Below are 22,565 nucleotides of genomic sequence, written 5' to 3'. Positions count from 1 at the left end.
AACAACAACGTCGAGTCGCGTGCGTAGCTGGCAATAGAGCGTATGCGTCTCGTGGCCCTTTGGGATGCGTTCGGTCGATTTGTTGTCATCGCCCGAATCGCGCTTCAAAGGCATGTCGCACAGCGCAGTCGTTTCCGTGCAGCCTGTAATGGAGTGTTTATGGTAGTCAAGGTATTGGTGGTGGATGACTCCGGTTTCTTCCGCCGCCGCGTCACGGAAATTCTTTCTTCAGACCCAAACATCAAGGTTGTCGGTACTGCGAGCAACGGCAAGGAAGCGATTGATCTGGTGCTGTCGCTCAAGCCTGACGTGATTACCATGGACTACGAAATGCCCATGATGGACGGCATTACCGCCGTTCGCCAGATCATGCAGCGCAGTCCAACCCCGGTGCTGATGTTCTCCTCGCTGACTCACGAAGGTGCCCGCGTTACGCTGGATGCACTGGACGCCGGCGCGGTGGATTTCCTACCCAAGAATTTCGAAGACATTTCGCGTAACCCGCAGAAGGTCAAGCAACTGCTGTGCGAAAAAGTCCACAGCATTTCGCGCAGTAATCGCCGCGGCTTGAGCGGTTCTGCTGCGCCCGTGGCAGCTCCCGTCTCATCTCCGACTCATGCGTCGTCTCATGCACCGATTCACAGCCCGGCCCATGCGCCGGCTGCGACTCCGGTCACCAACAGAACTACAAGTCCGACTCCGGCTCCAGCGCGGCCGATAACCCCGCGTGCGACAGCCGCGCCAGCTCCGGCGGCAAGCAGCTCGCACCCGCCGTTGTCAGGGACACCGAAACGCAAGAACTACAAGCTGGTCGCTATCGGCACCTCGACAGGCGGTCCGGTTGCCTTGCAACGCGTACTGACCCAGCTGCCTGCCAGTTTTCCTGCGCCGATCGTGTTGATTCAGCACATGCCCGCAGCGTTTACCAAGGCTTTCGCTGAACGTCTGGACAAGCTGTGCAAGATCAGCGTCAAGGAAGCGGAGGATGGCGACATTCTGCGTCCAGGCCTTGCGCTACTGGCGCCAGGCGGCAAGCAAATGATGATTGACGGCCGTGGTTCGGTGAAGATCCTGCCGGGCGACGAGCGTCTGAATTACAAGCCGTGCGTAGACATTACCTTCGGTTCGGCGGCCAAATCCTACGGTGACAAGGTATTGGCCGTAGTGCTGACCGGCATGGGTGCAGACGGCCGCGAAGGTGCGCGTCTGCTCAAGCAGGGCGGTAGCCACGTCTGGGCTCAGGATGAAGCGAGCTGCGTGATCTACGGCATGCCAATGGCGATCGTCAAAGCTGATCTGGCTGACGCGATTTACAGTCTGGACGATATCGGCCGGCACCTCGTGGAGGCGTGTGTCTGATGGATGTTTTGAGTCTGATCGGTATCATCCTCGCGTTCGTTGCAATTGTCGGCGGTAACTATCTGGAAGGTGGGCATCTGTCCGCCTTGCTCAATGGTCCTGCGGCCTTGATCGTGATTGGCGGTACGCTGGCGGCGTCGATGCTGCAGGCACCGATGAGCGCGTTCAAGCGTGCCATTCAGATTGCTGTCTGGATTCTCTTCCCGCCACGCATTGACCTGGCGAGTGGTGTCGACCGGGTCATCAACTGGAGCATGACCGCCCGCAAGGAAGGCTTGCTCGGCCTTGAGTCGGTGGCCGATGCTGAGCCTGACAGCTATGCCCGTAAAGGCCTGCAGTTGTTGGTTGACGGTGCTGAACCACAAGCGATTCGCAGCATCCTGGAGGTGGATTTCATGACCCAGGAGCATCGTGATATCCAGGCCGCCAAAGTCTTTGAAAGCATGGGCGGCTATGCGCCTACCATCGGCATCATCGGCGCCGTCATGGGCCTGATCCACGTCATGGGCAATCTCGCTGATCCGAGCCAGCTGGGCAGCGGTATTGCCGTGGCTTTCGTCGCTACTATTTATGGCGTGGCTTCGGCCAACCTGATCCTGTTGCCGGTTGCCAACAAGCTCAAGAGCATCGCCCTGCGTCAGTCGCGCTATCGCGAAATGCTTCTCGAAGGTCTGCTGTCCATTGCCGAGGGTGAAAACCCGCGCTCCATCGAACTCAAGCTGCAAGGCTTCATGGAGTAATACGCCATGGCTCGACGTCGTCGACCCGAAGAGCACGAAAATCACGAGCGCTGGCTGGTGTCCTATGCGGACTTCATCACGCTGCTGTTTGCCTTCTTTGTCGTGATGTACTCGATTTCTTCGGTCAACGAAGGCAAGTACAAAATCCTTTCCGAAGCGCTGGTGGGCGTGTTCAACGAACCCGAGCGCAGCATGAAGCCGATTCCCATTGGCGAGCAGCGTCCTTTATCGGTCAAGCCGGCCGAGCCGTTGGTCAAGGACAGTGAGCAAGTCGATGCGGGCATTGGCCAGAACGTGACCGACCCGCTCAAGGAAATTGCCGATGAAGTGCGTGATGGTTTCGGTGACCTGATCAAGTCCAATCAGATGACGGTGCGTGGCAACGAACTGTGGATCGAAATCGAGCTCAGTTCCGGCCTGCTGTTCGGCAGCGGGGACGCCATCCCCAGTGACAAGGCGTTCACGATCATTGAAAAAGTCGCCAAGATTCTCAAGCCGTTCGACAACCCGGTTCATGTCGAGGGCTTTACCGATGATCAGCCGATCAGCACTTCCCAGTTCCCGACCAACTGGGAACTGTCTTCGGCGCGCTCGTCTAGCATCGTGCGCATGCTGGCGATGGAAGGCTTGAACCCGGCCCGTATGGCTTCCGTTGGGTATGGCGAGTTCCAGCCTGTGGCTTCCAACGCTACGGCGGAAGGGCGTGGCCGCAATCGCCGGGTCGTGCTGGTGATCTCCCGTAATCTTGATGTGCGTCGCAGCCTGACCGCTTCCGGTTCAGCCAATGCGCAACCGGATGCTGCATTGCGCCGTGCTGGCACACAAACTGCACCTGCGCCTGTCAACCCGGCGGTGCGCAGCAATACCGTCAATTCTTCGTCACCCGTACGATAGTCGTTTCTCGGTATGGCCACCGCCATGGCGGGAGGAAGAGCACACATGAGAGTCTGGGCAGTAGCCAATCAAAAAGGTGGCGTTGGTAAAACCACCTCCACCATCGCGTTAGCCGGGCTGTTGGCCGAGGCGGGCAAGCGCGTGGTCGTGGTCGATCTGGATCCCCATGGCTCGATGACCAGTTATTTCGGTCACGACCCGGACACCCTTGAACACAGTGTCTATGACCTGTTTTTGAACAAGGGCAGCATTCCGGACGGCCTGCCAGGTCAGTTGCTGTTACCCACCAGCGATCAACGTATTTCGTTGCTGCCGTCGAGCACTGCGCTGGCAACGCTTGAGCGCCAGTCACCCGGCCAGAATGGCCTGGGCCTGGTCATCGCCAAAAGCCTGGCGCAGCTTTGGCAGGAATTCGATTACGCGTTAATCGACAGCCCTCCGTTGCTGGGCGTGTTGATGGTCAATGCATTGGCGGCCAGTCAGCAACTGGTGATCCCGGTGCAGACCGAGTTTCTCGCCGTCAAAGGTCTGGAGCGCATGGTGAACACGCTGGCGATGATCAACCGTTCGCGCAAGGTCCCATTGCCGTACACCATCGTGCCGACCTTATTCGACCGACGTACCCAGGCCTCCATGGGCACCCTTAAATTCCTGCGCGACAGTTTCCCCGAGCACGTCTGGAAAGCCTATGTGCCGGTGGATACCCGTTTACGAGACGCCAGTCGCAAGGGCGTGACGCCTTCGCAGTTTGATAACAAAAGTCGCGCGGTGCTGGCTTATCGGGCACTGCTCAAGCATTTGCTGTCCGAACAACTCATGGCGCAGGTGGCCTGACATGAGCATGTCATCTTTATTTGCAGCGGGCACACAGATCCATTCAAGTCGGGGCTTACATTGGCCGATAACTCTTTCAAGCGGTAAACGCGTCAATCATTGTGTGGCACCTGTATGAACCTGAATCGGCCTGTAGAGATAGCAACACGACCGCAGTTGGCGCTGCAGTCTTATCTGGATGCGCTGCTTCAGGACGCCACCGAAGATTTGCCCGAAGTATTGCCAGCCGAACCGCAGTTCTCGGCTGAGGATGATTTCGAAGCAGCGGTGCGTGAGGAGCAGGAACATGACAAGCGCATGCAGGCGCTGGCGACACCGATAGCGGTGGCCGTTGCCGCACCTGCGCCTGTCGCTGTGCCGGTTGCAGTCGCTGCGCCAGTGGTCGTGCCGGTTGCGGCTCCAGTGGTGGCGCGGGTTGAAGTCGAAGTGGTGCCGGAAGTCGCGGAAGTGGTTCCGGTGCAAGAGGTTGAGTTGATTGAGCCGGTTGCCGACGTGCATCTGGCAACCGCCCATGGCACACCCACGCCGCCGCCTGCCAGCGACGGCCGACCTGCATGGGCAGAAGAGCCGTTCGAATGCCTGTTGTTTGATGTGGCCGGTTTGACGCTGGCAGTACCGTTGGTTTGCCTGGGGTCGATTTATCCCTTGGCCGGACATGATTTGACGCCGCTGTTTGGTCAGCCGGAATGGTTCCTCGGAATCCTGCCGAGCCAGAGCGGTAACCTGAAAGTCCTGGATACCGCGCGCTGGATCATGCCGGATCGCTATCGCGATGATTTTCGCCAGGGCTTGCAGTACGTAATTTCGGTTCAAGGCTACGAGTGGGGGTTGGCGGTGCATCAGGTCAGTCGCTCGCTACGCCTTGACCCAAAGGAGATCAAATGGCGTACCCAGCGAGGGCAACGTCCCTGGTTGGCGGGCACAGTGATAGAGCACATGTGCGCCTTGCTGGATGTTTCAGAGTTGGCCGAGTTGATAGCCAGTGGCGCGGTCAAGCAGATGCACAAAACCAAATAATCAAGAGGGGGCGTACAGCACGCCTCCTGCACAGCACACACGCGAGGGGTTGGGGTTATGAAGAAGTCGTCCGCACAAGGTTCCGAAGATCCTATTCTGCAGTGGGTTACTTTCCGCCTGGATAACGAGTCTTACGGCATCAACGTGATGCAGGTTCAGGAAGTGCTGCGCTACACCGAAATCGCTCCCGTACCGGGTGCTCCAAGCTACGTGCTGGGTATCATCAACCTGCGCGGTAACGTCGTGACCGTGATCGACACGCGTCAGCGTTTTGGTCTGGACCCGGTTGAAGTCAGCGACAACACTCGTATCGTGATCATCGAAGCTGACAAGCAAGTGGTCGGTATTCTGGTCGACAGCGTTGCTGAAGTGGTTTACCTGCGTCAGTCTGAGGTGGAAACTGCACCAAACGTGGGTAACGACGAATCCGCCAAGTTCATTCAGGGCGTCTGCAACAAGAACGGCGAGCTGTTGATCCTTGTCGAACTGGACAAGATGATGTCCGAAGAAGAGTGGTCCGAGCTGGAGAACATCTGATTGATGCTTGAGGTAGCTGTCATTTTCCTGGGGATTCTCTGGGTAGTGACCCTGGGTTGGTTCATCACATACACCAAGCGTCAGCGCCAGCTCGAACTGAAAAGGGAAGAGCTGGACGTTTTACGTGATCAGCGCTTTCGGGAGCTGGCCAGGCGGGTGGACCATTTCCAGAGCGGTACCGTCAAAATGGGTGAGGCCTTGCACGAGCTGCGGGCGACTGTCGGGCCTTTGCCCGACAAACTCACCGCATTGGAGCAGCGTGACCCATCAACCCTTTCTTTCGCCCAGGCCGCACGCCTGGTTGGCATGGGCGCCAGTGTCGATGAACTCACTCAGGCTTGTGGTTTGACTCAGGCAGAGGCTCAGTTGATGAGCAAGCTGCATAGTCATAATCAGGGGTGAGGGTGGTGTTCGCTTGCGCGGGCCCATTGGTACTGAGCACATATCCATTATCTCTTTGAACTGAAGCTATGGTTCCGCCCTTACGGCGGGTCACTTTTGGCAAACGCCCCAAAAGTAACCAAAAAGTCTGTGCCCCCACCACTAGGTGCCTCGCTGTCGCTCGGCATGCCCGTAATCCGACATTGCTGTGTGGGGCCGCCGCCACCGGCCATCCATGGCCTGAGGCGGCTAAACCGGCATCCCTGCCGGTTTGCCCCACACAGCAATATCGAATTACGGCCGGCGTGGTTTAACGGGGCGCCAAAGATCAAAATCAAAAACAGCGGTTTCACCGCGGAACGGTAGGAGCGAACTTGTTCGCGAGACGTCCCGACAGCCAACGCATTCTTCATCTGACACACCGCATCGCAGCCTTCGGCAGCTCCTACCGAATATCGGTAAGATCACGCATCAGGTCGGCTATCAGGCCGCCGCGCTGTTGATTTTGATCTGAGGCGCCCCGTTAAATCAGGCTGGCCGAACGCAGATTCTGAAGCGTGGGCAAACCGGCAAGGATGCCGGTTTAGCCGCACCGGGCCATGGATGGCCCATTGCGGCGGCCCACGGTTCAGGATCTGCGGGCGGGTACACCGAGCGACAGCGAGGTGCCGAGTGTTGGGGCAAGAGCGTTTTGCTTACTCCCGCCGAACGGTAGGAGCGAACTTGTTCGCGAGACGTCCCGACAGCCAACGCATTCTTCGTATGACACACCGAATCGCAGCCTTCGGCAGCTCCTACCGAATATCGGTAAGTTCACGCATCAGGTCGGCTATCAGGCCGCCGCGCTGTTGATTTTGATCTGAGGCGCCCCGTTAATCACGCTGGCCGAACGCAGATTCTGAAGTGTGGGTAAACCGGCAAGGATGCCGGTTTAGCCGCACCGGGCCATGGATGGCCCATTGCGGCGGCCCACGGTTCAGGATGTGCGGGCGGGTACACCGAGCGACAGCGAGGTGCTAAGTGATGGGGCAAGAGCGTTTTGCTTACTTTTGCGCTCTATCAAAAGTGAGGCGCTGTAAAAGCGCAACCAACGTCAGCCTTCACCCCAGCAACGGATATGTACGCAAAAGTAGCTTCACCACTTAGGCGTAATATCCCGCTCCACCGGCGGTGCATCCGGATCCTGGCCCACCGGAAACTTGCCCTTCAAATGCCATGCAAAAGCAATGATCTCCGCAATGGTCCGATACAGCGGCTCTGGAATGCTGTCCCCCAGCTCCATACGCGCCAGTAACTTGACCAGCTCGGCATTCTCATAAATAGGCACCTCATATTCCCGGGCAATGGCCAGAATAGCTTCGGCCAACTGATCGTCACCTTTGGCGCTCAGAGTCGGCGTGTGTGTGCCGTCGTAAGTCAGCGCGATCGCCTGGCGCGGGTTTTGGTCGGGTTTGCTCATCAGGCGTTCTCGTCGATCCAGCGTTGTTGAAGGGTAGTGCGCGGTCCTTGATGGGGCACGCCCTGACTGCAAGCCAACTCACCGACTTCAAGGCCGGAGGCGATCAACCGCTCGCGCAAATACCCGAGTTCATTGCTGATCAGGGCAGCACTGTCAGCGCGTTCGGCCCACAGCTGGCTCGACAACTTGCCACGGTGCAATTGCGCCTGAACCTGAAGTGCGCCAAGGGGCGTCAGATCGAAGGCCAGGTCGATCTTCCAGAGTTTCTCCCGTACGTCCTTCGGCTCGCTGTCGTCCTTCTCCTGATTGCTGTCTTTTTCCGGCATGTCTTCGCGCTGTATCTTGACCTGCATCGGCACGATGTCCTGGCCGTTGCGCATCGGGATTTCCAGTTGCCAAGCGGTCACTTGAGTACCGTCAGCGTTGGTCCGGGTCTGCTCCAGGCTACCCAACTGATGACTCTGCACGCGTGAAACGGCTGCGGCAGCGAGTTTCAGCAGAATCTCCAGGTCATCCTCTTTGCCGCTCTTGATCGCTCGCGAGGGCAGCGGGAAATGGACTGGCAATGGCGGTGGCGCGACCAGTCCCATAGTGCCCAGCGCGCTACGCAATACACCGGGCATGGTTCGGGCCAGCATGTTGGAGGCGGCGGCAGCGTCATAGCTGGTGTTGGCGGGCAAGCCGGGCAGCAACTGCGCGATGAGTTGCATCAGGTTGGCCTTCATGTCTGGCATCGCCATCGGGTTCATTCCCGAGAGCAGCTTTGCCTCCATGAACAGGCCGCTGGCGTTGATCGCCTGGGCGACGACGCGGGGATTGCTCATCTGCTCCATGTCCGGCAAGTCCGCCAGCAACTGCTGAATGCTCGCTTGCAACGGTGTTGAGGGCGCAGACGATGTAGAAGGAGGGGGTTGAAGGTTGCGCAGCGCATTGATCAGCACGTCCAGCGAACCCTGACGGTTTTGCTGAGTGGTGAGTTGCTGGGTCACCGCCAATTGATCAAGGTTGCTGGGCAGCGGCACGAAATTGAGCGACTGGCTGCCCTGCACCTGGGCGCTCAGCAATGAGCCGGGGCGCAACGGCTGAGGGCTTTCGATGCTCAGGCTGGTGCCCGCCAAGGCCGTATTAAGCAGAACCACAATGGATTTATACAGGGCTGGCTGTGCGGCGGATTGTGTACCAGGTTGCGCCGTCCCCAAGCCGGTCAATTGATTCACGGCATCAGCCACGACCTGAGTCGTCAGCACCCGCGCCTGCAGCAATGTGCCTTGCGGTAACTTTTCAGTGTCGATGCTGGTCTGCAGGTTATTCAATGCAGTGTTGACCTGTTGCAAGGTCATGGTCAGCGCATTGGGGGACGCTTGCGAGATTGAGAGCGTAGTGCCCGGCGTGAGGGGCAGGGGGCTGGTTACACTGACGCTGGTCTGTAGACCATTACCCAACGCGATCTTGATCAGTAACTGAAAATTCTGTTGCAGTTGCTTGAGGGTGATCACCTCGGCAGCGACAGTCTCGCCCGGCTTTATAAGGTTTTCCATCGGCTGGAGGAGTTGAAGCACTTGCGCCGGGGAGAGGCCTGCGCGGCCCAGAGCGGCAGCGGCGGTAGTCGGTTGAAGGCTGGTGATGTCACCTGTCATGGAATCGCGACCTGTTGAAAATGCCCTCTTGTGGCGGACATGCCATGTATAATGCGGCCCGCTGTGGCAGCCACCGATACAAATGAAGTTGCCAATGTAACGGCCGTTTCAAAGCTGACTTGAACAGCCATTTCCTCAGACCGCATTTTCCGCGCTGTGTTCTGATGCGACTATGCGGCACCGGGACCCCTGATGACTCCTTCTGCACCTTTTCTGCAAGCCATTGATCTGGCGTGCGAGCGCGACTGGCGAATGCTTTTCGAGCACCTCGACGTGCACGTAAATGCTGGCGACATGCTGCAGATCAGTGGCCCAAACGGCAGCGGCAAGACCAGTCTGTTGCGCCTGCTCTGCGGGCTCATGCAGCCGACTGCGGGCCAGGTACTGGTCAACGGCTTGCCGTTGGGCGAACAGCGAATCCAGCTGGCTCGTAATCTGCTCTGGATCGGCCATGCTGCGGGCATCAAGGATTTGCTGACCCCGGTGGAAAACCTTGTCTGGCTGAGTGCGTTGCATCGTCCGGTTGAATCAACGGCTATCTGGCAGGCTCTCGAAGCCGTCGGTCTTGCAGGCTTCGAAGACGTCCCGTGTCACACGCTGTCGGCCGGGCAACAGCGACGGGTAGCTCTGGCGCGCCTGTATCTGGACTGCCCGCCGGTCTGGATCCTCGACGAACCTTTCACGGCGCTGGACAAGCAAGGCGTCGCGCAACTGGAGGAACATCTGGCCGGACATTGCGAGCGGGGCGGCATGATTGTGTTGACCACTCACCACACCTTGAGCCGAACACCGGCCGGTTATCGCGATATTGATCTGGGGCAATGGGCCGTATGAGTCATGTGTTTACCCTGTTGATCGCACGCGAGGCACGCTTGTTGTTCAGGCGTCCCGCCGAGTTGGCCAACCCGTTGGTGTTCTTCGCGATTGTCATTGCGTTGTTCCCGCTAGCGGTCGGTCCGGAGACGCAACTGTTGCAAACCTTGTCGCCGGGATTAGTCTGGGTAGCGGCTCTGTTATCGGTGCTGCTCTCGCTGGACGGCCTGTTCCGTAGCGATTTCGAGGACGGCTCTCTGGAGCAATGGGTGCTTTCCTCGCACTCTCTGGCGATGCTGGTGCTGGCCAAAGTGCTGGCTCATTGGACCTTTTCCGGGCTGGCACTGGTATTGTTGGCGCCGCTGCTGGCACTGATGCTGGGTTTGCCCACTCAGTGCCTGCCGGTGTTGTTACTGTCATTGCTGTTGGGGACGCCGGTATTGAGTCTGCTCGGTGCGGTCGGCGCGGCATTGACGGTGGGGCTGAAGCGAGGCGGTTTGTTACTGGCCCTGTTGATTCTGCCGTTGTATATCCCGGTCCTGATTCTGGGAAGTGGCGCGCTGCAAGCGGCACTGCAAGGTATGCCTGCGACGGGTTACCTGCTCTGGCTCGGCAGCCTGACCGCGCTTGCGGTTACCCTGACCCCCTTTGCAATAGCGGCTGGCCTGAAGATCAGCGTCGGCGAATAAATGAGGTTCTGCCTGAATGACTCTTTTAGTCAGCAGCAAACCCGAGCGACACCGTGAGAAGGCAGTTTGATGAAAGGCAGCGTGATGAAAGACAACGCTAAACGCGGGTTGAGCTGGGCGTGGTTCCACAAGCTCGGTTCCCCTAAATGGTTCTACGGCATCAGTGGGCGTCTGCTGCCCTGGCTGAGTATCGCCGCAGTGTTGCTGATCGGCATCGGCGTCGTCTGGGGCCTGGCCTTCGCGCCACCGGATTACCAGCAGGGCAACAGCTTTCGCATCATCTATATCCATGTTCCGGCCGCCATGCTCGCCCAGTCCTGCTACGTGATGCTGGCTGTCTGCGGCGTGGTCGGGCTGGTGTGGAAAATGAAACTCGCCGACGTCGCGCTGCAAAGTGCTGCGCCCATCGGTGCCTGGATGACGGCGTTGGCACTGATCAGCGGGGCTATCTGGGGCAAACCCACCTGGGGCTCGTGGTGGGTCTGGGACGCGCGCCTTACCTCGATGCTGATTTTGCTGTTCCTTTATCTGGGCCTGATCGCCCTCAGCAACGCCATCAGCAACCGCGACAGCGCCGCCAAGGCCTGTGCAGTGCTGGCCATTGTCGGGGTGATCAATATTCCGATCATCAAATACTCGGTGGAGTGGTGGAACACCCTTCATCAGGGCGCCACATTCAGCCTCACCGAAAAACCGGCGATGCCTGCGGAAATGTGGCTGCCGCTGCTGTTTACGGTACTGGGTTTCTATTGCTTCTTCGGCGCGATCGTTTTGCTGCGCATGCGCCTTGAGGTGCTCAAGCGTGAAGCCCGGGCCAGTTGGGTCAAGGCCGAAGTGCTCAAATCCCTGGGGCAGCAGCCGGTGAAGGGAGAGGCACCATGAAATTTGATTCATTCGGCGAATTTCTGGCCATGGGTCATCATGGTCTGTTCGTCTGGTCGGCCTATGGCATCTGTTTTGTGGTGCTGGCGATCAATGTGGCGCTGCCGCTGCTGGCACGTCGGCGTTACCTGCAACAAGAGGCGCGTCGCCTGCGCTGGGAGAAACAGAAGTGAATCCGCTGCGTAAAAAGCGCCTGTTGATCATCGTGGCGATCCTCGCCGGTGTCAGCATCGCCGTAACTCTGGCTTTGAGTGCCTTGAAAGAAAACATCAACCTGTTCTACACCCCGACCCAGATTGCCAATGGCGAAGCGCCGCTGGATACGCGGATTCGTGCGGGCGGCATGGTGGAAAAAGGCTCCTTGCAGCGCTCTCCGGACTCGCTGGACGTGAAATTCATCGTCACCGATTTCAACAAGGCCGTAACCATTACCTACCGTGGCATCCTGCCGGACCTGTTCCGCGAAGGGCAGGGTATTGTTGCCCTTGGCAAGCTCGGCGCAGACGGCGTGGTCGTCGCCGATGAAGTGCTGGCCAAGCACGATGAAAAGTACATGCCGCCGGAAGTCACCAAGGCGCTCAAGGAAAGCGGTCAACCCGCCCCGATTTCTTCAACACCATCGAAGCAGGGCTGATCATGATTCCTGAACTCGGCCATCTGGCCATGATTCTGGCGCTTTGCTTCGCCGTCGTGCAGGCCAGCGTGCCGTTGATTGGCGCCTGGCGTGGCGACCGTCTGTGGATGGGCCTCGCACAACCCGCTGCCTGGGGGCAGTTCAGCTTTCTGGTCTTCGCCTTTGGTTGTCTTACCTACGCGTTCATGGTCGACGATTTTTCCGTGGCTTATGTCGCCGAAAACTCCAACAGCGCCTTGCCCTGGTACTACAAGTTCAGCGCCGTATGGGGCGCGCATGAAGGCTCGCTGCTGCTCTGGGCATTGATTCTCGGTGCCTGGACGTTCGCTGTTTCGATATTTTCCCGTCAGTTGCCGCAAGTGATGCTTGCCCGGGTGCTGGCCGTCATGGGCATGATCAGCGTCGGCTTCATGCTGTTCCTGATTCTGACCTCCAACCCTTTCTCCCGCATCCTGCCGCAAGTGCCCGCCAACGGCCGCGATCTTAATCCGCTGCTGCAGGACATTGGGCTGATCGTCCATCCGCCGATGCTTTACATGGGCTATGTCGGTTTCTCGGTGGCGTTCGCGTTTGCCATTGCCGCGTTGCTGGGCGGGCGGCTCGACGCTGCATGGGCGCGCTGGTCACGTCCGTGGACCATCGTCGCCTGGGCATTCCTCGGTGTCGGCATTACCTTGGGCTCCTGGTGGGCCTATTACGAACTTGGCTGGGGCGGCTGGTGGTTCTGGGATCCGGTGGAAAACGCCTCGTTCATGCCATGGCTGGTCGGCACTGCGTTGATACATTCGCTGGCTGTGACCGAAAAACGGGGCGTGTTCAAAAGCTGGACGGTACTGCTCGCCATCGCTGCATTTTCTCTGAGCCTGCTGGGGACATTCCTGGTTCGCTCCGGCGTGCTGACGTCGGTGCATGCCTTCGCCTCTGATCCGGAGCGCGGCGTTTTCATCCTGATTTTCCTGCTGTTCGTGGTCGGCGGTTCGCTGACCCTGTTTGCCTTCCGCGCGCCGGTGGTCAAAAGCCACGTTGGCTTCGGCCTGTGGTCCCGGGAAACCCTGCTGCTGGGCAACAACCTGGTGCTGGTGGTCGCCGCATCGATGATTCTGCTCGGCACCTTGTATCCACTGGTACTCGACGCCATGAGTGGCGCGAAGATGTCCGTAGGCCCGCCGTATTTCAACGCGCTGTTCGTGCCCTTGATGGGCTTGCTCATGGCGGTCATGGCCATTGGTGTGCTGGTGCGCTGGAAAGACACTCCGGTCAAATGGCTGGCAAGCATGCTCGCGCCGGTGCTGATCGGCAGCGCCGTACTGGCGGTGATCGCCGGTTTCGCCATGGATGATTTCCACTGGGCCGTGATGGCGACTTTCATGCTGGCTGCCTGGGTGTTGTTGGCGGGTGTCCGCGATCTGCTGGACAAGACCCGCCACAAAGGTTTGATCAAAGGTTCACGCAGTCTGACCCGCAGTTACTGGGGGATGCAGCTCGCTCATATCGGTATCGCGGTGTGCGCCCTCGGCGTGGTGTTGTCCAGCCAGAACAGCGCCGAGCGGGACTTGCGCCTGTCGCCAGGCGAATCCATGGAGCTGGGCGGTTATACGTTCGTGTTCGAGGGTGCCCGGCATTATCAGGGACCGAATTTCACGTCTGATCGCGGCACCGTGCGCGTACTTGAAGGCGACAGGCAAGTGACCATCCTGCACCCTGAAAAGCGCCTCTACACCGTGCAGCAGTCGATGATGACCGAAGCCGGGATCGACGCTGGTTTCACTCGCGATCTTTACGTGGCCATGGGCGAGCCGCTGGGCGATGGTGCCTGGGCCGTACGTGTTCACGTCAAACCGTTTGTGCGCTGGATCTGGTTCGGTGGCTTGATCACAGGCTTGGGCGGTGTGCTGGCGGCGATGGACAAGCGCTATCGGGTCAAAGTGAAAAGCAAGGTGCGTGATGCCTTGGGCATGGAGGCTGCGGTATGAGGCGCTGGATCATGCTGTTGCCGCTGGTGCTGTTTCTTGGCGTCGCGGTGTTTCTGTATCGCGGTTTGTATCTGAACCCGGCCGAGCTGCCCTCGGCGTTGATCGACAAACCATTCCCGGAGTTTTCTCTGCGGGATGTGCAAAGCGACCGGATCATCACCCGTGCTGATCTGCTTGGCAAACCGGCACTGGTGAACATCTGGGGCACCTGGTGTGTCGCCTGCCGGGTTGAGCATCCAGTGCTGAACAAGCTGGCGCAGCAGGGCGTGGTGATCTACGGGGTCAACTACAAGGACATCAACGCTGATGCTTTGAAGTGGCTCAAGGATTTTCATAACCCGTATCAGCTGAACATTCGTGATGACGAAGGCAGCCTGGGCTTGAACCTCGGCGTCTATGGCGCACCGGAAACCTTCCTGATCGACAGCAAGGGCATCATTCGTCATAAGTTTGTCGGTGTCGTGGATGAAACCGTCTGGCGTGAAAAACTCGCTGGCCTGTATCAGGGCCTTGTGGATGAGGCGCGTCAATGAAGCGTTTACTCGCCGCAGTGGTTTTCAGCCTTGGTATTGTCAGCGTGGCGCATGCCGCCATCGATGCTTACGAGTTTCGTGATGACGCCGAACGCGCGCGATATGCCGAGCTAACCAGAGAGCTGCGCTGCCCCAAGTGCCAGAATCAGGACATCGCCGATTCAAACGCCCCCATCGCGGCAGACCTGCGCAAAGAGATTTTCCGCATGCTCGGCGAAGGGCAGAGCAATCAGCAGATCATCGACTTCATGGTTGATCGCTACGGAGACTTCGTGCGCTACAAGCCTGCGTTGAGCGCCAAAACCTGGCTGTTGTGGTTTGGGCCTGCCGGGTTGCTGATCGGTGGCCTGGTGGTGATTGGTGTGATTGTCGTGCGTCGTCGTGGCCAGGGTCGCGAGGAAACCGATGTGCTTTCCGACGAGGAGCGTCAGCGCCTCGCAAATCTGCTGGATAAAAACCGCGAATGATTGATTTCTGGCTAGCCGCCGGCCTGCTGTTGCTGGTGGCCATGAGTTTCCTGCTGATCCCCGTCCTGCGTGGCCGTCGCGCGCAAAGTGAAGAAGACCGTACCGCGCTCAACGTTGCTTTATATCAGGAGCGCGTTGCCGAACTGCAAGGTCAGCAGGAGCAGGGCGTACTGACCTCGACGCAAATGGACAGCGGGCGCGCCGAAGCGGCCCGTGAGTTGCTGGCAGACACAGAGGGGGCTGAACCGCTGCGTACCTCGCGCCTGGGCAAAACCTTGCCACTGCTGGTTGCATTTCTGGTGCCGCTGATGGGTATCGGTCTTTATCTGCATTTTGGTGCCAGTGACAAGGTTGAGCTGACTCGCGAATTCGCCCAGCCTCCTGGCTCGATTGCCGAGATGACCAATCGCCTGGAGCGTGCCGTTAAAGCCCAGCCGGATTCGGCTGAGGGGGTATACTTCCTGGCCCGCACCTACATGGCTCAGGATCGCCCGGCTGACGCTGCTGCAATGTTCGAACGAGCCGTCGCGCTGGCAGGTCGTCAGCCCGAACTGCTCGGTCAGTGGGCGCAAGCGCTGTACTTTGCCAGTGACAAGAAATTCAGCCCTCAGGTGCAAGCCCTGACCAATGAGGCGTTGCAGGGGGACCCCAAGGAAGTCACCAGCCTTGGTCTGTTAGGGATTGCTGCTTTTGAAAGCCAGCATTACCAACAGGCCGTTGATTACTGGAAGCGCCTGTTGGCTGTTCTGCCTGCGCAGGATCCATCCCGGCAAGCACTGGAAGGCGGCATTGCCCGCGCCACTGAAAAGCTCGCCGAAAGCGGTGGCAAGGTTGAACCGCCTGCCGCAGTGGTGAATAAAACCGCATCTATCAAAGTGCGTGTCACTCTGGCCGCTGACCTGAAAGCCAAAGCAGCGCCGGGTGACAGCGTATTCATCTTCGCCCGCGCGGTAGGCGGCCCTCCGGCGCCATTGGCAGTCAAGCGAGTGACGGTGGCAGACTTGCCCATTGAAGTCGAACTGGGCGATGCGGACGCGATGATGCCGCAACTGAAACTGTCGAACTTTCCGGAAGTCCAACTCGTGGCACGGATATCCCGCGCAGGTCAGCCGACCACCGGCGAGTGGATCGGCCGCAGCAAACCGCTGGCGAGCAACACCACGGTCTTGCAGACACTGACCATCGACAGCCCTGATCAGTAGAGAGCACACGCTTATGTACCGCGCAGCCGCACGTATTACGTTATTGGGTCTGGTTATGGGCTTGAGCGCCTGTGCGGTCCAGCCCACCGGACCGCGCAGCCAGGAGCCGATCCCGACGCTGCCTGGTAAATCCCAACCCGGTACGCCGAGCACGCCAACACCCACGCCGACCCCGAAAGCACCTGCAGCAGGCCCGAAGACCTCCAGCAACTTCGCACCGCCACCGGGTGGCAACAGCCACTGGGACGCGAGCCTGGGTGTACACGTTCTGGACGATGAAACAGACACCTTCTACCGCCAGCGCACCTACTACCGCTGGAACAATGGCTGGACCTGGTCCACTGGCCGTAACGGGCCATGGCAGGAGACGGATTCCAGCGGTGTGCCGGCTGGGTTGGGTAAGCAGTTCGGGAATTGATTAATAGGTGGATTCGTGCTCGCCAACATAAAATAACTATATGAATTTAAGTATTTTTCTGTAGGAGTGAGCTCGCTCGCGGTAGAGCCAAGTCTGGCGATAATTTATCGCCAGAAAAAACCGCATCGCGAGCAATGTGGATCGCCACCCCGGTCACTCCTACAGGGTCCGTGTTTGCTGCGCGACAGCGTGGTGTCAGGGACACCGGGGCGACTCCTACTGCTCAGGTTGTTACCCGAGAAAGCGCGAACCCTAGAGAGCATCGGAGGTTACAACGGTCGCGAAGCGGGCCATCCGGGCCGATCATCATGGTTGTCTCACGTCGCTCTTGAGCTCCCAGGCATTTCAAGTGAATCGCAATCCCCAGTAAAAAATGCCGCCACATTGAGCGAGTTTCATTCCGCCTCAAAAAACACCTGCGGGGAAAACCATCGTTGAGGGAAACGCTTCGAATGTCAGATAAATAGTTTTATTTCCGTGACTTCGAAGTTGTAACGGATGGCGTAAGTAGGTGGTTTTTGAAACCTCCGATCGGTTAGAGATATTGAAGTTATAAAGCGCCTGCTAATAGCCAAATCGTCTTCGCCCGGCGTTGCATTACGACGTTGCAGGGTGTTACATGGTGGTGTAATTGTGAGCGTTTATCTGTCGGTTTCCGCAGCTTAACTTAAAGAGTGACTATAAAGGACTATGGATCATGGACGTTAACGGTGCTTCTGGTGAAGTAAGGGCCTCCTTTCGCGCAATGCCGCCTACCGATCAGCTGAAAAACGTTTTCGGAGTTTCACGACAGTCTGGCAGTCGTAAGGTGTATGTCGCGAGCGCAATCAATCCATCGTCGTTATTTAGATATGCTCGTGTGATTGTCGCCCGGTTTCATCCTGATAATACTGTCGATCCAGCGTTTGGTGTAGATGGCTTGGCCGAAGTCAGCTTTGAGGGGACTGAGCTCTCACAGGGCATTATTGGTTCATCCATGGCTGTTCATACAGATGGCGGTGTAGCCGTCCTGGTGCGCGCCATTGTTGGACCTGATCGGGGTCCAATAGTGGCACTGGTACGCTTCAACAGTGATGGCGACCTGGATGCAGATTTCGGTATTGGAGGGCTGAGAGTACATAATTTTTCTGACCTTGCTTATTTTAAGCAATCTGCGGGCGCTGCCCAACCTGCCTTGGTAGACGTTTTGAATGTGAGCCCGGTTCAGACGGGCGCAACTATTACCTCAGCTTCCGGGAAGTTTTTTTTCGTCTCTCAAACATCATCAGCGCCCGGCCCAAGTCTGGTAGTCAGATTCCTTCCAAGTGGTGAACTTGATACAAGCTTTGGTAATGATGGAGTCATTCAGATCGTGGTGCCAGGTTATGAAGGAGACTATGTGTTTTTGCAAGGCGTCACGGAACTGTCGAATGGGCAAATTGCCATTTGCGGCGGTGTAAAAATATATGCTGACTCCGTGTTTATGTCCGAGCCAAAAGGTCTGGTCCTTAAGTTAAATGACGATGGCTCGTGCGATCCGTCGTTCGGTAATCAAGGACTTGTCATGATTGATCTGCCTGAAAATCTCTCGGGAAAAGATTACTCCACTATATATTACTTTCAATCGGTTGCTGAGGCGTCTGACAACTGTCTAGTCTGCTCCGGAGAGATGAGTACTTATACAGGCGGCGTGCACAGTTCAAAGGGTGTCGTTGTGAAGCTGGAGGGTACAGGGCTTCCGGACACGTCATTCAATAGCGGAAAGGTTGTGGTATTCGGTGCGCAGGGAGAGTTTCTGGCATTTGTATTTGCAGGCTGGCAATCAAACGGCAAGGTGGTTGTGGCGGGATCGGTATCAGAACAAAACTTATACGTTGATCCGGCATCTGCCAAATTTATCGTGGCGCGCTTTAATGCCGACGGAGCCGCTGATGTTTCTTTTGCAAGGCGAGGTTGGAATACCGCTAGCTTTGGGCCCGGAGTTAATTTGGCGAGCGCCATGCGCTTGGAAGCGGACTCAATCATCCTTGCCGGAAAATATGGGCAAAAGGGGGCGGTGAGCGAGACTGTGGTTATCAGCTTCTTCACCTGACAATTTATTTGTGAGGCATTCGATGGACATACGCAGTTGATTAGCAAAAACGGCGACCCCAAGGTCGCCGTTTTTCATTTCAGATCACCCCAATCACTTGCCGGTATAAATCTGATCAAAAACCCCGCCATCAGCAAAGTGGGTTTTCTGCACGGTGCGCCAGTCGCCAAAGGTCTTCTCTACCGAGAGGAAATCAACTTTCGGGAAGCGGTCGGTGTATTTGGCCAGTACTGCTGGATCGCGAGGACGAAGGTAGTTGTTGGCAGCGATTTCCTGACCTTCCGGGGACCACAGGTATTTCAGGTATTCCTCGGCGGCGGCGCGGCTGTTTTTCTTGTCGACAACTTTATCTACCACGCTCACCGGCGGTTCGGCTTCTGCGGATACGCTCGGATAAACCACTTCGAACTGATCACGACCGAATTCACGGGCGATCATTTCTGCTTCGTTTTCAAAAGTGATCAGCACGTCGCCAATCTGGTTGGTCATGAACGTGGTAGTTGCGCCACGGCCACCGGTATCCAGCACGGGTACGTGTTTGAACAGGTTGCCGACGAATTGCTTGGCAGCGGCTTCATCACCGCCGTTTTTCAGGGTATAGCCCCACGCCGACAGGTAGGTGTAGCGGCCGTTACCGGAAGTTTTCGGGTTGGGCACGATGACTTCCACGCCGTCCTTGATCAGATCAGGCCAGTCTTTCAAGGCTTTTGGGTTGCCCTTGCGGACGATAAACACGGTGGCCGAAGTGAACGGCGCACTGTTGTTTGGCAGGCGGGTTACCCAGTTCTTCGGTACCAGTTCGCCATTGTCAGCCAAAGCGTTGATGTCGGTGGCCATGTTCATGGTGATCACGTCAGCCGGCAGGCCATCGATGACCGAGCGGGCTTGCTTGCTGGAGCCGCCGAAGGACATCTGCACAGTGATGTTTTCCTTGTGCTCGGCCTGCCAGTGCTTCTGGAACGCAGCGTTGTAGTCCTTGTAGAAGTCACGCATTACGTCATACGACACGTTGAGCAGGGTCGGGGCGGCCTGGGCCGCGCTGCCGAAAGCCAGGCCAGCGGCGAGTAACGAAGCGGCGAGAAGTTTGTTCACTGCGCAATTCCTTTTTTTGGATGTACCGACATTGATGGCCAGATGTTGATGACCAGATGTTGATGGCCAGATGTTCATGGCATAGTGCCCGCGACTATAGCCGCGCAGCTACACGCTCTTAAAGACTTAAAAGGCATTTGCTTATGCCTTGTTTTCAACACGCGGGAAAAGCGCATTGCCACAGCGCGAACAAAACGCCGCGCCGTGCTCGTGACTGTTCTTCGAACAGACCGGGCAATCATGCTTGAGCTGTTCGCCACGCATGGCCGTGGCGAGCTCCGCAGTGAAGATCCCGGTGGGAACCGCGATGATTGAATAACCGGTAATCATCACCAGTGCCGAGAGCATTTGGCCGACCGCGGTTCTGGGCACGATATCGCCATAGCCCACAGTCGTCAGGGTCACGATCGCCCAATAGATGCCTTTCGGGATGCTGGTAAAACCATGCTCGGGACCCTCGATCACGTACATCAGCGTGCCGAACACCACCACTAGCGTAGACACAGTCAGCAAAAACACGATGATCTTCTGCTTGCTGCCGCGTAGCGCCGAAAGCAGGTAATTGGCCTGCTTCAGGTATGGGCTGAGTTTGAGCACCCGGAAAATTCGCAACATGCGGACGACGCGCACAATAAGCAGGTACTGCGCGTCGGTGTAATAGATTGCGAGGATGCCGGGCACGATGGCCAGCAAGTCCACCAGGCCATAGAAGCTAAAGGCGTATTTCAGAGGTTGCGGAGAGCAGTAGAGTCGCAGAACGTATTCAACGATGAATATGGCGGTGAAGCCCCATTCCGCATACGCCAACCAGTCACCGTAATTGGCGTGTACCGCAGGAATGCTGTCGAGAACCACCACAATCAGGCTGCAAAGGATAACCACGAGTAACGTTTTGTCGAAGCGTCGTCCGGCAGGCGTATCGTTCTGGAAGATAACAATGCGCAACTGTTCGCGGCGACTGATGGTGTTGTCCATGGTGCATTCCGAATTCAAGATCGGAGCAGTCTACGCAAATTTCCGGTTTTGGATTGCATTGTCTGGGGCGCACAAAACCGGTAGGAGCTAACTTGTTGGCGAGCGGTTTTCCTGATGCACCACCTCGCCAACAAGTTGGCTCCTACCGGTTCGAAAATGTCTAAACCCGGAACTGCCTCAACAGCCCATTCAAGTGTTCGCTCATTTCCCGCAAGTGCACGCTTGCCCCTGTGGACTGTTCAGCTGCGATGGCGGTGCTCTGGGACAGTTGCGCCGCCTGGGTGACGTTCTGGTTGATGTCCTCTACTACATGGGATTGCTGCAGAGTCGCGCTGGCAATCGATGCGTTGAGGCTGTTGAGGTTGCGCAGGGCCTGACTGATCGACGTCAGGCTTTGCCCGGCCTGATTGGCTTGCTCGATGGTCAGTTGCGATGAGCGACTGCTGTCGGCAATGACTTTCACCGCTGCGTCAGAGTGAGTCTGCAAGCGTTCGATCATGCTCTGAATTTCTGCTGTCGACTTCTGTGTGCGCTGGGCCAGCAAGCGAACTTCATCGGCCACCACGGCAAAGCCGCGACCCTGTTCACCGGCTCGCGCCGCTTCGATAGCTGCGTTCAGGGCCAGCAGGTTGGTCTGTTCGGCAATCGAGCTGATCACCTCAAGTACGCCGCCGATTTGCGTGCTTTCCGAAGACAGCGTGCGAATCACTTCTACCGCCTGATTGATCGTGCCGGAGAGGTGATCGATCTGGCGCAGGCTGCTGTCGATGTTGACCTGACCCTGATGCGCCTGAGATTCCGCGTCGCGCATTTCGTTGGCGGCGTGCTCGGCGTTTTTTGCTACATCCTGGACGCCGTAGGTCACTTCGTTGACTGCGGTCGCCACCAGCTCCATCTGCTGTGACTGTTGCTGGCTGCGTGCCTGGGCCTGTTCGGCATTGATGCCCAGATCTGATGAGGCTTTTTCCAGGCCATTGGCCGATGCCTGAAGCTGTAAGACGACACCGCGCAGCTTGGCAGTGAAGGCGTTGAAGTGCCTGGCCAGTTGCGTGACTTCATCGTTGCCTTGAGTTTCCAGAGAGCGGGTCAGATCGCTTTCGCCACTGGCGATGTCGGCCATGGCCTGCACGGAGTCGCGAAGAGGGCGGACGATGCTGCGTGCAATCATGATGACCAGCAGCACCATGATCACGATGATTGCCAGGCTGAACAAGGCAGCATTGATCGTCTGTTGCTGGAATTCTGCTTTCACGTCATCGACGTACACACCGGAGCCGAGAATCCAGCCCCAGGGTGTGAACAGTTTTATGTAGGAAATTTTCTGGACGGGTTCACTGGCTCCCGGCTTGGGCCAGCGGTACTGAACCATGCCTGCGCCTTTCTCTTTGGCGACGGCAACCATTTCATTGAAGACTGCGAAACCGTCCGGATCCTTGATGGCTGACAGGTCCTGACCGACCAGCTTGGCATTCATGGGGTGCATGATCATCACTGGACGCATATCGTTGATCCAGAAGTAATCGTCCTTGTTGTAGCGCATGCCGCGAATGGCATCCAGTGCCTGCTTCTGTGCGACCTCACGGGTCAGCGTTCCAGCCGCTTCCAGGCCTTGGTAATAATCCAGGATGCCACTGGCGCTCTGTACCACGTGCATGGTCTTTTCCGCCTTGGCGGCGTAAAGGTCCGTGTGCACTTGCTTTAGCATGGCGGCTGTCAGGATAAACAGCATCAACACGGAAACGACGAGGATCAGCCAGAGTCTTCGGCTGATGGATAAGCTGCGCATTGTCATGACCGGTTGCTCCGTCTTATTTTTTATTGTGTAGAGCGCTTTGCGCCGTGAGATTCACAATGAAGTCGGTCTCGCTTCGATAATAGCCTTTTGACACCCGTCGTCTAGCCCACCGCTACTAAAGTGGATGTCGGCGCTGAAAGGATAAACCTGAGCGAGCGGCAGG

At 57.5% G+C, this 22,565-nt stretch carries 23 protein-coding genes; 18 read left to right on the top strand and 5 right to left on the bottom strand.

Annotated elements, in window-relative coordinates; all coding sequences use genetic code 11:
• The first annotated feature begins 159 nt into the window (after positions 1-159).
• The 7 genes from cheB (at position 160) to K3169_RS21105 (ending at position 5,783) form a co-directional block, all read left to right on the top strand.
• Positions 160-1,359 carry a chemotaxis response regulator protein-glutamate methylesterase gene (cheB, locus tag K3169_RS21135; RefSeq protein WP_263267856.1) on the top strand — a complete coding sequence of 400 codons (1,200 nt, stop codon included), beginning with the start codon at positions 160-162 and terminating at the stop codon, positions 1,357-1,359.
• A complete protein-coding gene (locus tag K3169_RS21130) occupies positions 1,359-2,099 on the top strand; it encodes a flagellar motor protein (RefSeq protein ID WP_099267345.1) in 741 nt (246 codons plus the stop codon). The genes cheB and K3169_RS21130 overlap by 1 nt, the downstream gene beginning before the upstream one ends.
• A 6-nt stretch (positions 2,100-2,105) precedes the next feature.
• Entirely contained in the window at positions 2,106-2,993 is an 888-nt protein-coding gene (gene motD / locus K3169_RS21125) for a flagellar motor protein MotD (protein ID WP_027898777.1), read from the top strand.
• Positions 2,994-3,038: 45 nt separating this feature from the next.
• The gene (locus K3169_RS21120) at positions 3,039-3,827 is read left to right on the top strand and encodes a ParA family protein (RefSeq protein WP_027898778.1); all 789 of its coding nucleotides are present in this window, start codon (positions 3,039-3,041) and stop codon (positions 3,825-3,827) included.
• 114 nt (positions 3,828-3,941) lie between these two features.
• Positions 3,942-4,844 (top strand): CheW domain-containing protein, encoded by a 903-nt coding sequence (locus tag K3169_RS21115; protein WP_122394631.1) that lies wholly within the window; start codon positions 3,942-3,944, stop codon positions 4,842-4,844.
• A gap of 57 nt (positions 4,845-4,901) precedes the next feature.
• On the top strand, positions 4,902-5,381 hold the full coding sequence (locus K3169_RS21110) for a chemotaxis protein CheW (protein WP_027898780.1): 480 nt from the start codon (positions 4,902-4,904) through the stop codon (positions 5,379-5,381).
• On the top strand, positions 5,382-5,783 hold the full coding sequence (locus K3169_RS21105) for a DUF2802 domain-containing protein (RefSeq protein WP_122705966.1): 402 nt from the start codon (positions 5,382-5,384) through the stop codon (positions 5,781-5,783).
• A gap of 1,114 nt (positions 5,784-6,897) precedes the next feature.
• Here K3169_RS21105 and K3169_RS21100 read toward each other — a convergent pair.
• Positions 6,898-7,221, bottom strand: coding sequence for an EscU/YscU/HrcU family type III secretion system export apparatus switch protein (locus K3169_RS21100; protein WP_027898021.1), 324 nt, complete (start codon positions 7,219-7,221; stop codon positions 6,898-6,900).
• A complete protein-coding gene (locus K3169_RS21095) occupies positions 7,221-8,858 on the bottom strand; it encodes a flagellar hook-length control protein FliK (protein ID WP_099267342.1) in 1,638 nt (545 codons plus the stop codon). The genes K3169_RS21100 and K3169_RS21095 overlap by 1 nt, the downstream gene beginning before the upstream one ends.
• Before the next feature lie 192 nt (positions 8,859-9,050).
• Here K3169_RS21095 and ccmA point away from each other — a divergent pair, with 192 nt between their 5' ends.
• From ccmA to K3169_RS21040, 11 genes are all read left to right on the top strand, one after another.
• Positions 9,051-9,692 carry a cytochrome c biogenesis heme-transporting ATPase CcmA gene (gene ccmA / locus K3169_RS21090; protein WP_231677505.1) on the top strand — a complete coding sequence of 214 codons (642 nt, stop codon included), beginning with the start codon at positions 9,051-9,053 and terminating at the stop codon, positions 9,690-9,692.
• A complete protein-coding gene (gene ccmB / locus K3169_RS21085; RefSeq protein ID WP_122394921.1) occupies positions 9,689-10,360 on the top strand; it encodes a heme exporter protein CcmB in 672 nt (223 codons plus the stop codon). The genes ccmA and ccmB overlap by 4 nt, the downstream gene beginning before the upstream one ends.
• An 84-nt stretch (positions 10,361-10,444) precedes the next feature.
• Positions 10,445-11,242, top strand: coding sequence for a heme ABC transporter permease (locus K3169_RS21080; RefSeq protein WP_122394920.1), 798 nt, complete (start codon positions 10,445-10,447; stop codon positions 11,240-11,242).
• Positions 11,239-11,415, top strand: a complete 177-nt coding sequence (gene ccmD, locus K3169_RS21075) for a heme exporter protein CcmD (RefSeq protein ID WP_027898026.1) — start codon at positions 11,239-11,241, stop codon at positions 11,413-11,415. The genes K3169_RS21080 and ccmD overlap by 4 nt, the downstream gene beginning before the upstream one ends.
• Entirely contained in the window at positions 11,412-11,876 is a 465-nt protein-coding gene (gene ccmE, locus K3169_RS21070) for a cytochrome c maturation protein CcmE (protein ID WP_027898027.1), read from the top strand. Before ccmD ends, ccmE begins: the two co-directional genes overlap by 4 nt.
• A 2-nt stretch (positions 11,877-11,878) precedes the next feature.
• Positions 11,879-13,849, top strand: a complete 1,971-nt coding sequence (locus K3169_RS21065) for a heme lyase CcmF/NrfE family subunit (RefSeq protein ID WP_263267847.1) — start codon at positions 11,879-11,881, stop codon at positions 13,847-13,849.
• Entirely contained in the window at positions 13,846-14,382 is a 537-nt protein-coding gene (locus K3169_RS21060) for a DsbE family thiol:disulfide interchange protein (RefSeq protein ID WP_122705972.1), read from the top strand. Before K3169_RS21065 ends, K3169_RS21060 begins: the two co-directional genes overlap by 4 nt.
• Positions 14,379-14,849 carry a cytochrome c-type biogenesis protein gene (locus K3169_RS21055; RefSeq protein ID WP_231677508.1) on the top strand — a complete coding sequence of 157 codons (471 nt, stop codon included), beginning with the start codon at positions 14,379-14,381 and terminating at the stop codon, positions 14,847-14,849. Before K3169_RS21060 ends, K3169_RS21055 begins: the two co-directional genes overlap by 4 nt.
• Positions 14,846-16,051, top strand: a complete 1,206-nt coding sequence (ccmI, locus tag K3169_RS21050) for a c-type cytochrome biogenesis protein CcmI (RefSeq protein ID WP_263267844.1) — start codon at positions 14,846-14,848, stop codon at positions 16,049-16,051. Before K3169_RS21055 ends, ccmI begins: the two co-directional genes overlap by 4 nt.
• Positions 16,052-16,064: 13 nt before the next feature.
• Entirely contained in the window at positions 16,065-16,469 is a 405-nt protein-coding gene (locus K3169_RS21045; RefSeq protein ID WP_027898032.1) for a hypothetical protein, read from the top strand.
• Between the two features lie 697 nt (positions 16,470-17,166).
• The gene (locus K3169_RS21040) at positions 17,167-18,540 is read left to right on the top strand and encodes a hypothetical protein (RefSeq protein ID WP_263267843.1); all 1,374 of its coding nucleotides are present in this window, start codon (positions 17,167-17,169) and stop codon (positions 18,538-18,540) included.
• A 93-nt stretch (positions 18,541-18,633) separates the two neighbouring features.
• Here the strand turns inward: K3169_RS21040 and K3169_RS21035 are convergent, their stop codons facing one another.
• The 3 genes from K3169_RS21035 to K3169_RS21025 all read right to left on the bottom strand — a co-directional run bounded on the left by K3169_RS21035 (position 18,634) and on the right by K3169_RS21025 (position 22,399).
• The gene (locus K3169_RS21035) at positions 18,634-19,632 is read right to left on the bottom strand and encodes a sulfate ABC transporter substrate-binding protein (RefSeq protein WP_263267842.1); all 999 of its coding nucleotides are present in this window, start codon (positions 19,630-19,632) and stop codon (positions 18,634-18,636) included.
• Between the two features lie 141 nt (positions 19,633-19,773).
• Positions 19,774-20,607: an ion transporter gene (locus K3169_RS21030; protein WP_099267334.1), complete on the bottom strand. Its 834-nt coding sequence runs from the start codon at positions 20,605-20,607 to the stop codon at positions 19,774-19,776.
• A 160-nt stretch (positions 20,608-20,767) separates the two neighbouring features.
• Complete coding sequence (locus tag K3169_RS21025; protein WP_122705981.1) at positions 20,768-22,399, bottom strand: methyl-accepting chemotaxis protein; 1,632 nt, start codon at positions 22,397-22,399, stop codon at positions 20,768-20,770.
• Positions 22,400-22,565: the final 166 nt, after the last annotated feature.

This window comes from Pseudomonas phytophila (assembly GCF_025643095.1).
GTDB lineage: Bacteria > Pseudomonadota > Gammaproteobacteria > Pseudomonadales > Pseudomonadaceae > Aquipseudomonas > Aquipseudomonas quasicaspiana.
The sequence above is the reverse complement of the archived record's forward strand: the minus strand, read 5'-3'. Positions and strand labels throughout refer to the sequence as shown.

Bases quoted from the DNA above. Each gene is read 5' to 3' on its own strand.
- motD (WP_027898777.1), top strand. From the start codon at position 2,106: ATGGCTCGACGTCGTCGACCCGAAGAGCACGAAAATCACGAGCGCTGG.
- K3169_RS21040 (WP_263267843.1), top strand. From the start codon at position 17,167: ATGGACGTTAACGGTGCTTCTGGTGAAGTAAGGGCCTCCTTTCGCGCA.
- K3169_RS21120 (WP_027898778.1), top strand. From the start codon at position 3,039: ATGAGAGTCTGGGCAGTAGCCAATCAAAAAGGTGGCGTTGGTAAAACC.
- ccmA (WP_231677505.1), top strand. From the start codon at position 9,051: ATGACTCCTTCTGCACCTTTTCTGCAAGCCATTGATCTGGCGTGCGAG.
- cheB (WP_263267856.1), top strand. From the start codon at position 160: ATGGTAGTCAAGGTATTGGTGGTGGATGACTCCGGTTTCTTCCGCCGC.
- ccmI (WP_263267844.1), top strand. From the start codon at position 14,846: ATGATTGATTTCTGGCTAGCCGCCGGCCTGCTGTTGCTGGTGGCCATG.
- K3169_RS21045 (WP_027898032.1), top strand. From the start codon at position 16,065: ATGTACCGCGCAGCCGCACGTATTACGTTATTGGGTCTGGTTATGGGC.
- K3169_RS21130 (WP_099267345.1), top strand. From the start codon at position 1,359: ATGGATGTTTTGAGTCTGATCGGTATCATCCTCGCGTTCGTTGCAATT.
- K3169_RS21060 (WP_122705972.1), top strand. From the start codon at position 13,846: ATGAGGCGCTGGATCATGCTGTTGCCGCTGGTGCTGTTTCTTGGCGTC.
- K3169_RS21115 (WP_122394631.1), top strand. From the start codon at position 3,942: ATGAACCTGAATCGGCCTGTAGAGATAGCAACACGACCGCAGTTGGCG.
- ccmD (WP_027898026.1), top strand. From the start codon at position 11,239: ATGAAATTTGATTCATTCGGCGAATTTCTGGCCATGGGTCATCATGGT.
- K3169_RS21110 (WP_027898780.1), top strand. From the start codon at position 4,902: ATGAAGAAGTCGTCCGCACAAGGTTCCGAAGATCCTATTCTGCAGTGG.
- K3169_RS21080 (WP_122394920.1), top strand. From the start codon at position 10,445: ATGAAAGACAACGCTAAACGCGGGTTGAGCTGGGCGTGGTTCCACAAG.
- K3169_RS21025 (WP_122705981.1), bottom strand. From the start codon at position 22,399: ATGACAATGCGCAGCTTATCCATCAGCCGAAGACTCTGGCTGATCCTC.
- K3169_RS21065 (WP_263267847.1), top strand. From the start codon at position 11,879: ATGATTCCTGAACTCGGCCATCTGGCCATGATTCTGGCGCTTTGCTTC.
- K3169_RS21055 (WP_231677508.1), top strand. From the start codon at position 14,379: ATGAAGCGTTTACTCGCCGCAGTGGTTTTCAGCCTTGGTATTGTCAGC.
- K3169_RS21100 (WP_027898021.1), bottom strand. From the start codon at position 7,221: ATGAGCAAACCCGACCAAAACCCGCGCCAGGCGATCGCGCTGACTTAC.
- K3169_RS21095 (WP_099267342.1), bottom strand. From the start codon at position 8,858: ATGACAGGTGACATCACCAGCCTTCAACCGACTACCGCCGCTGCCGCT.
- K3169_RS21030 (WP_099267334.1), bottom strand. From the start codon at position 20,607: ATGGACAACACCATCAGTCGCCGCGAACAGTTGCGCATTGTTATCTTC.
- ccmB (WP_122394921.1), top strand. From the start codon at position 9,689: ATGAGTCATGTGTTTACCCTGTTGATCGCACGCGAGGCACGCTTGTTG.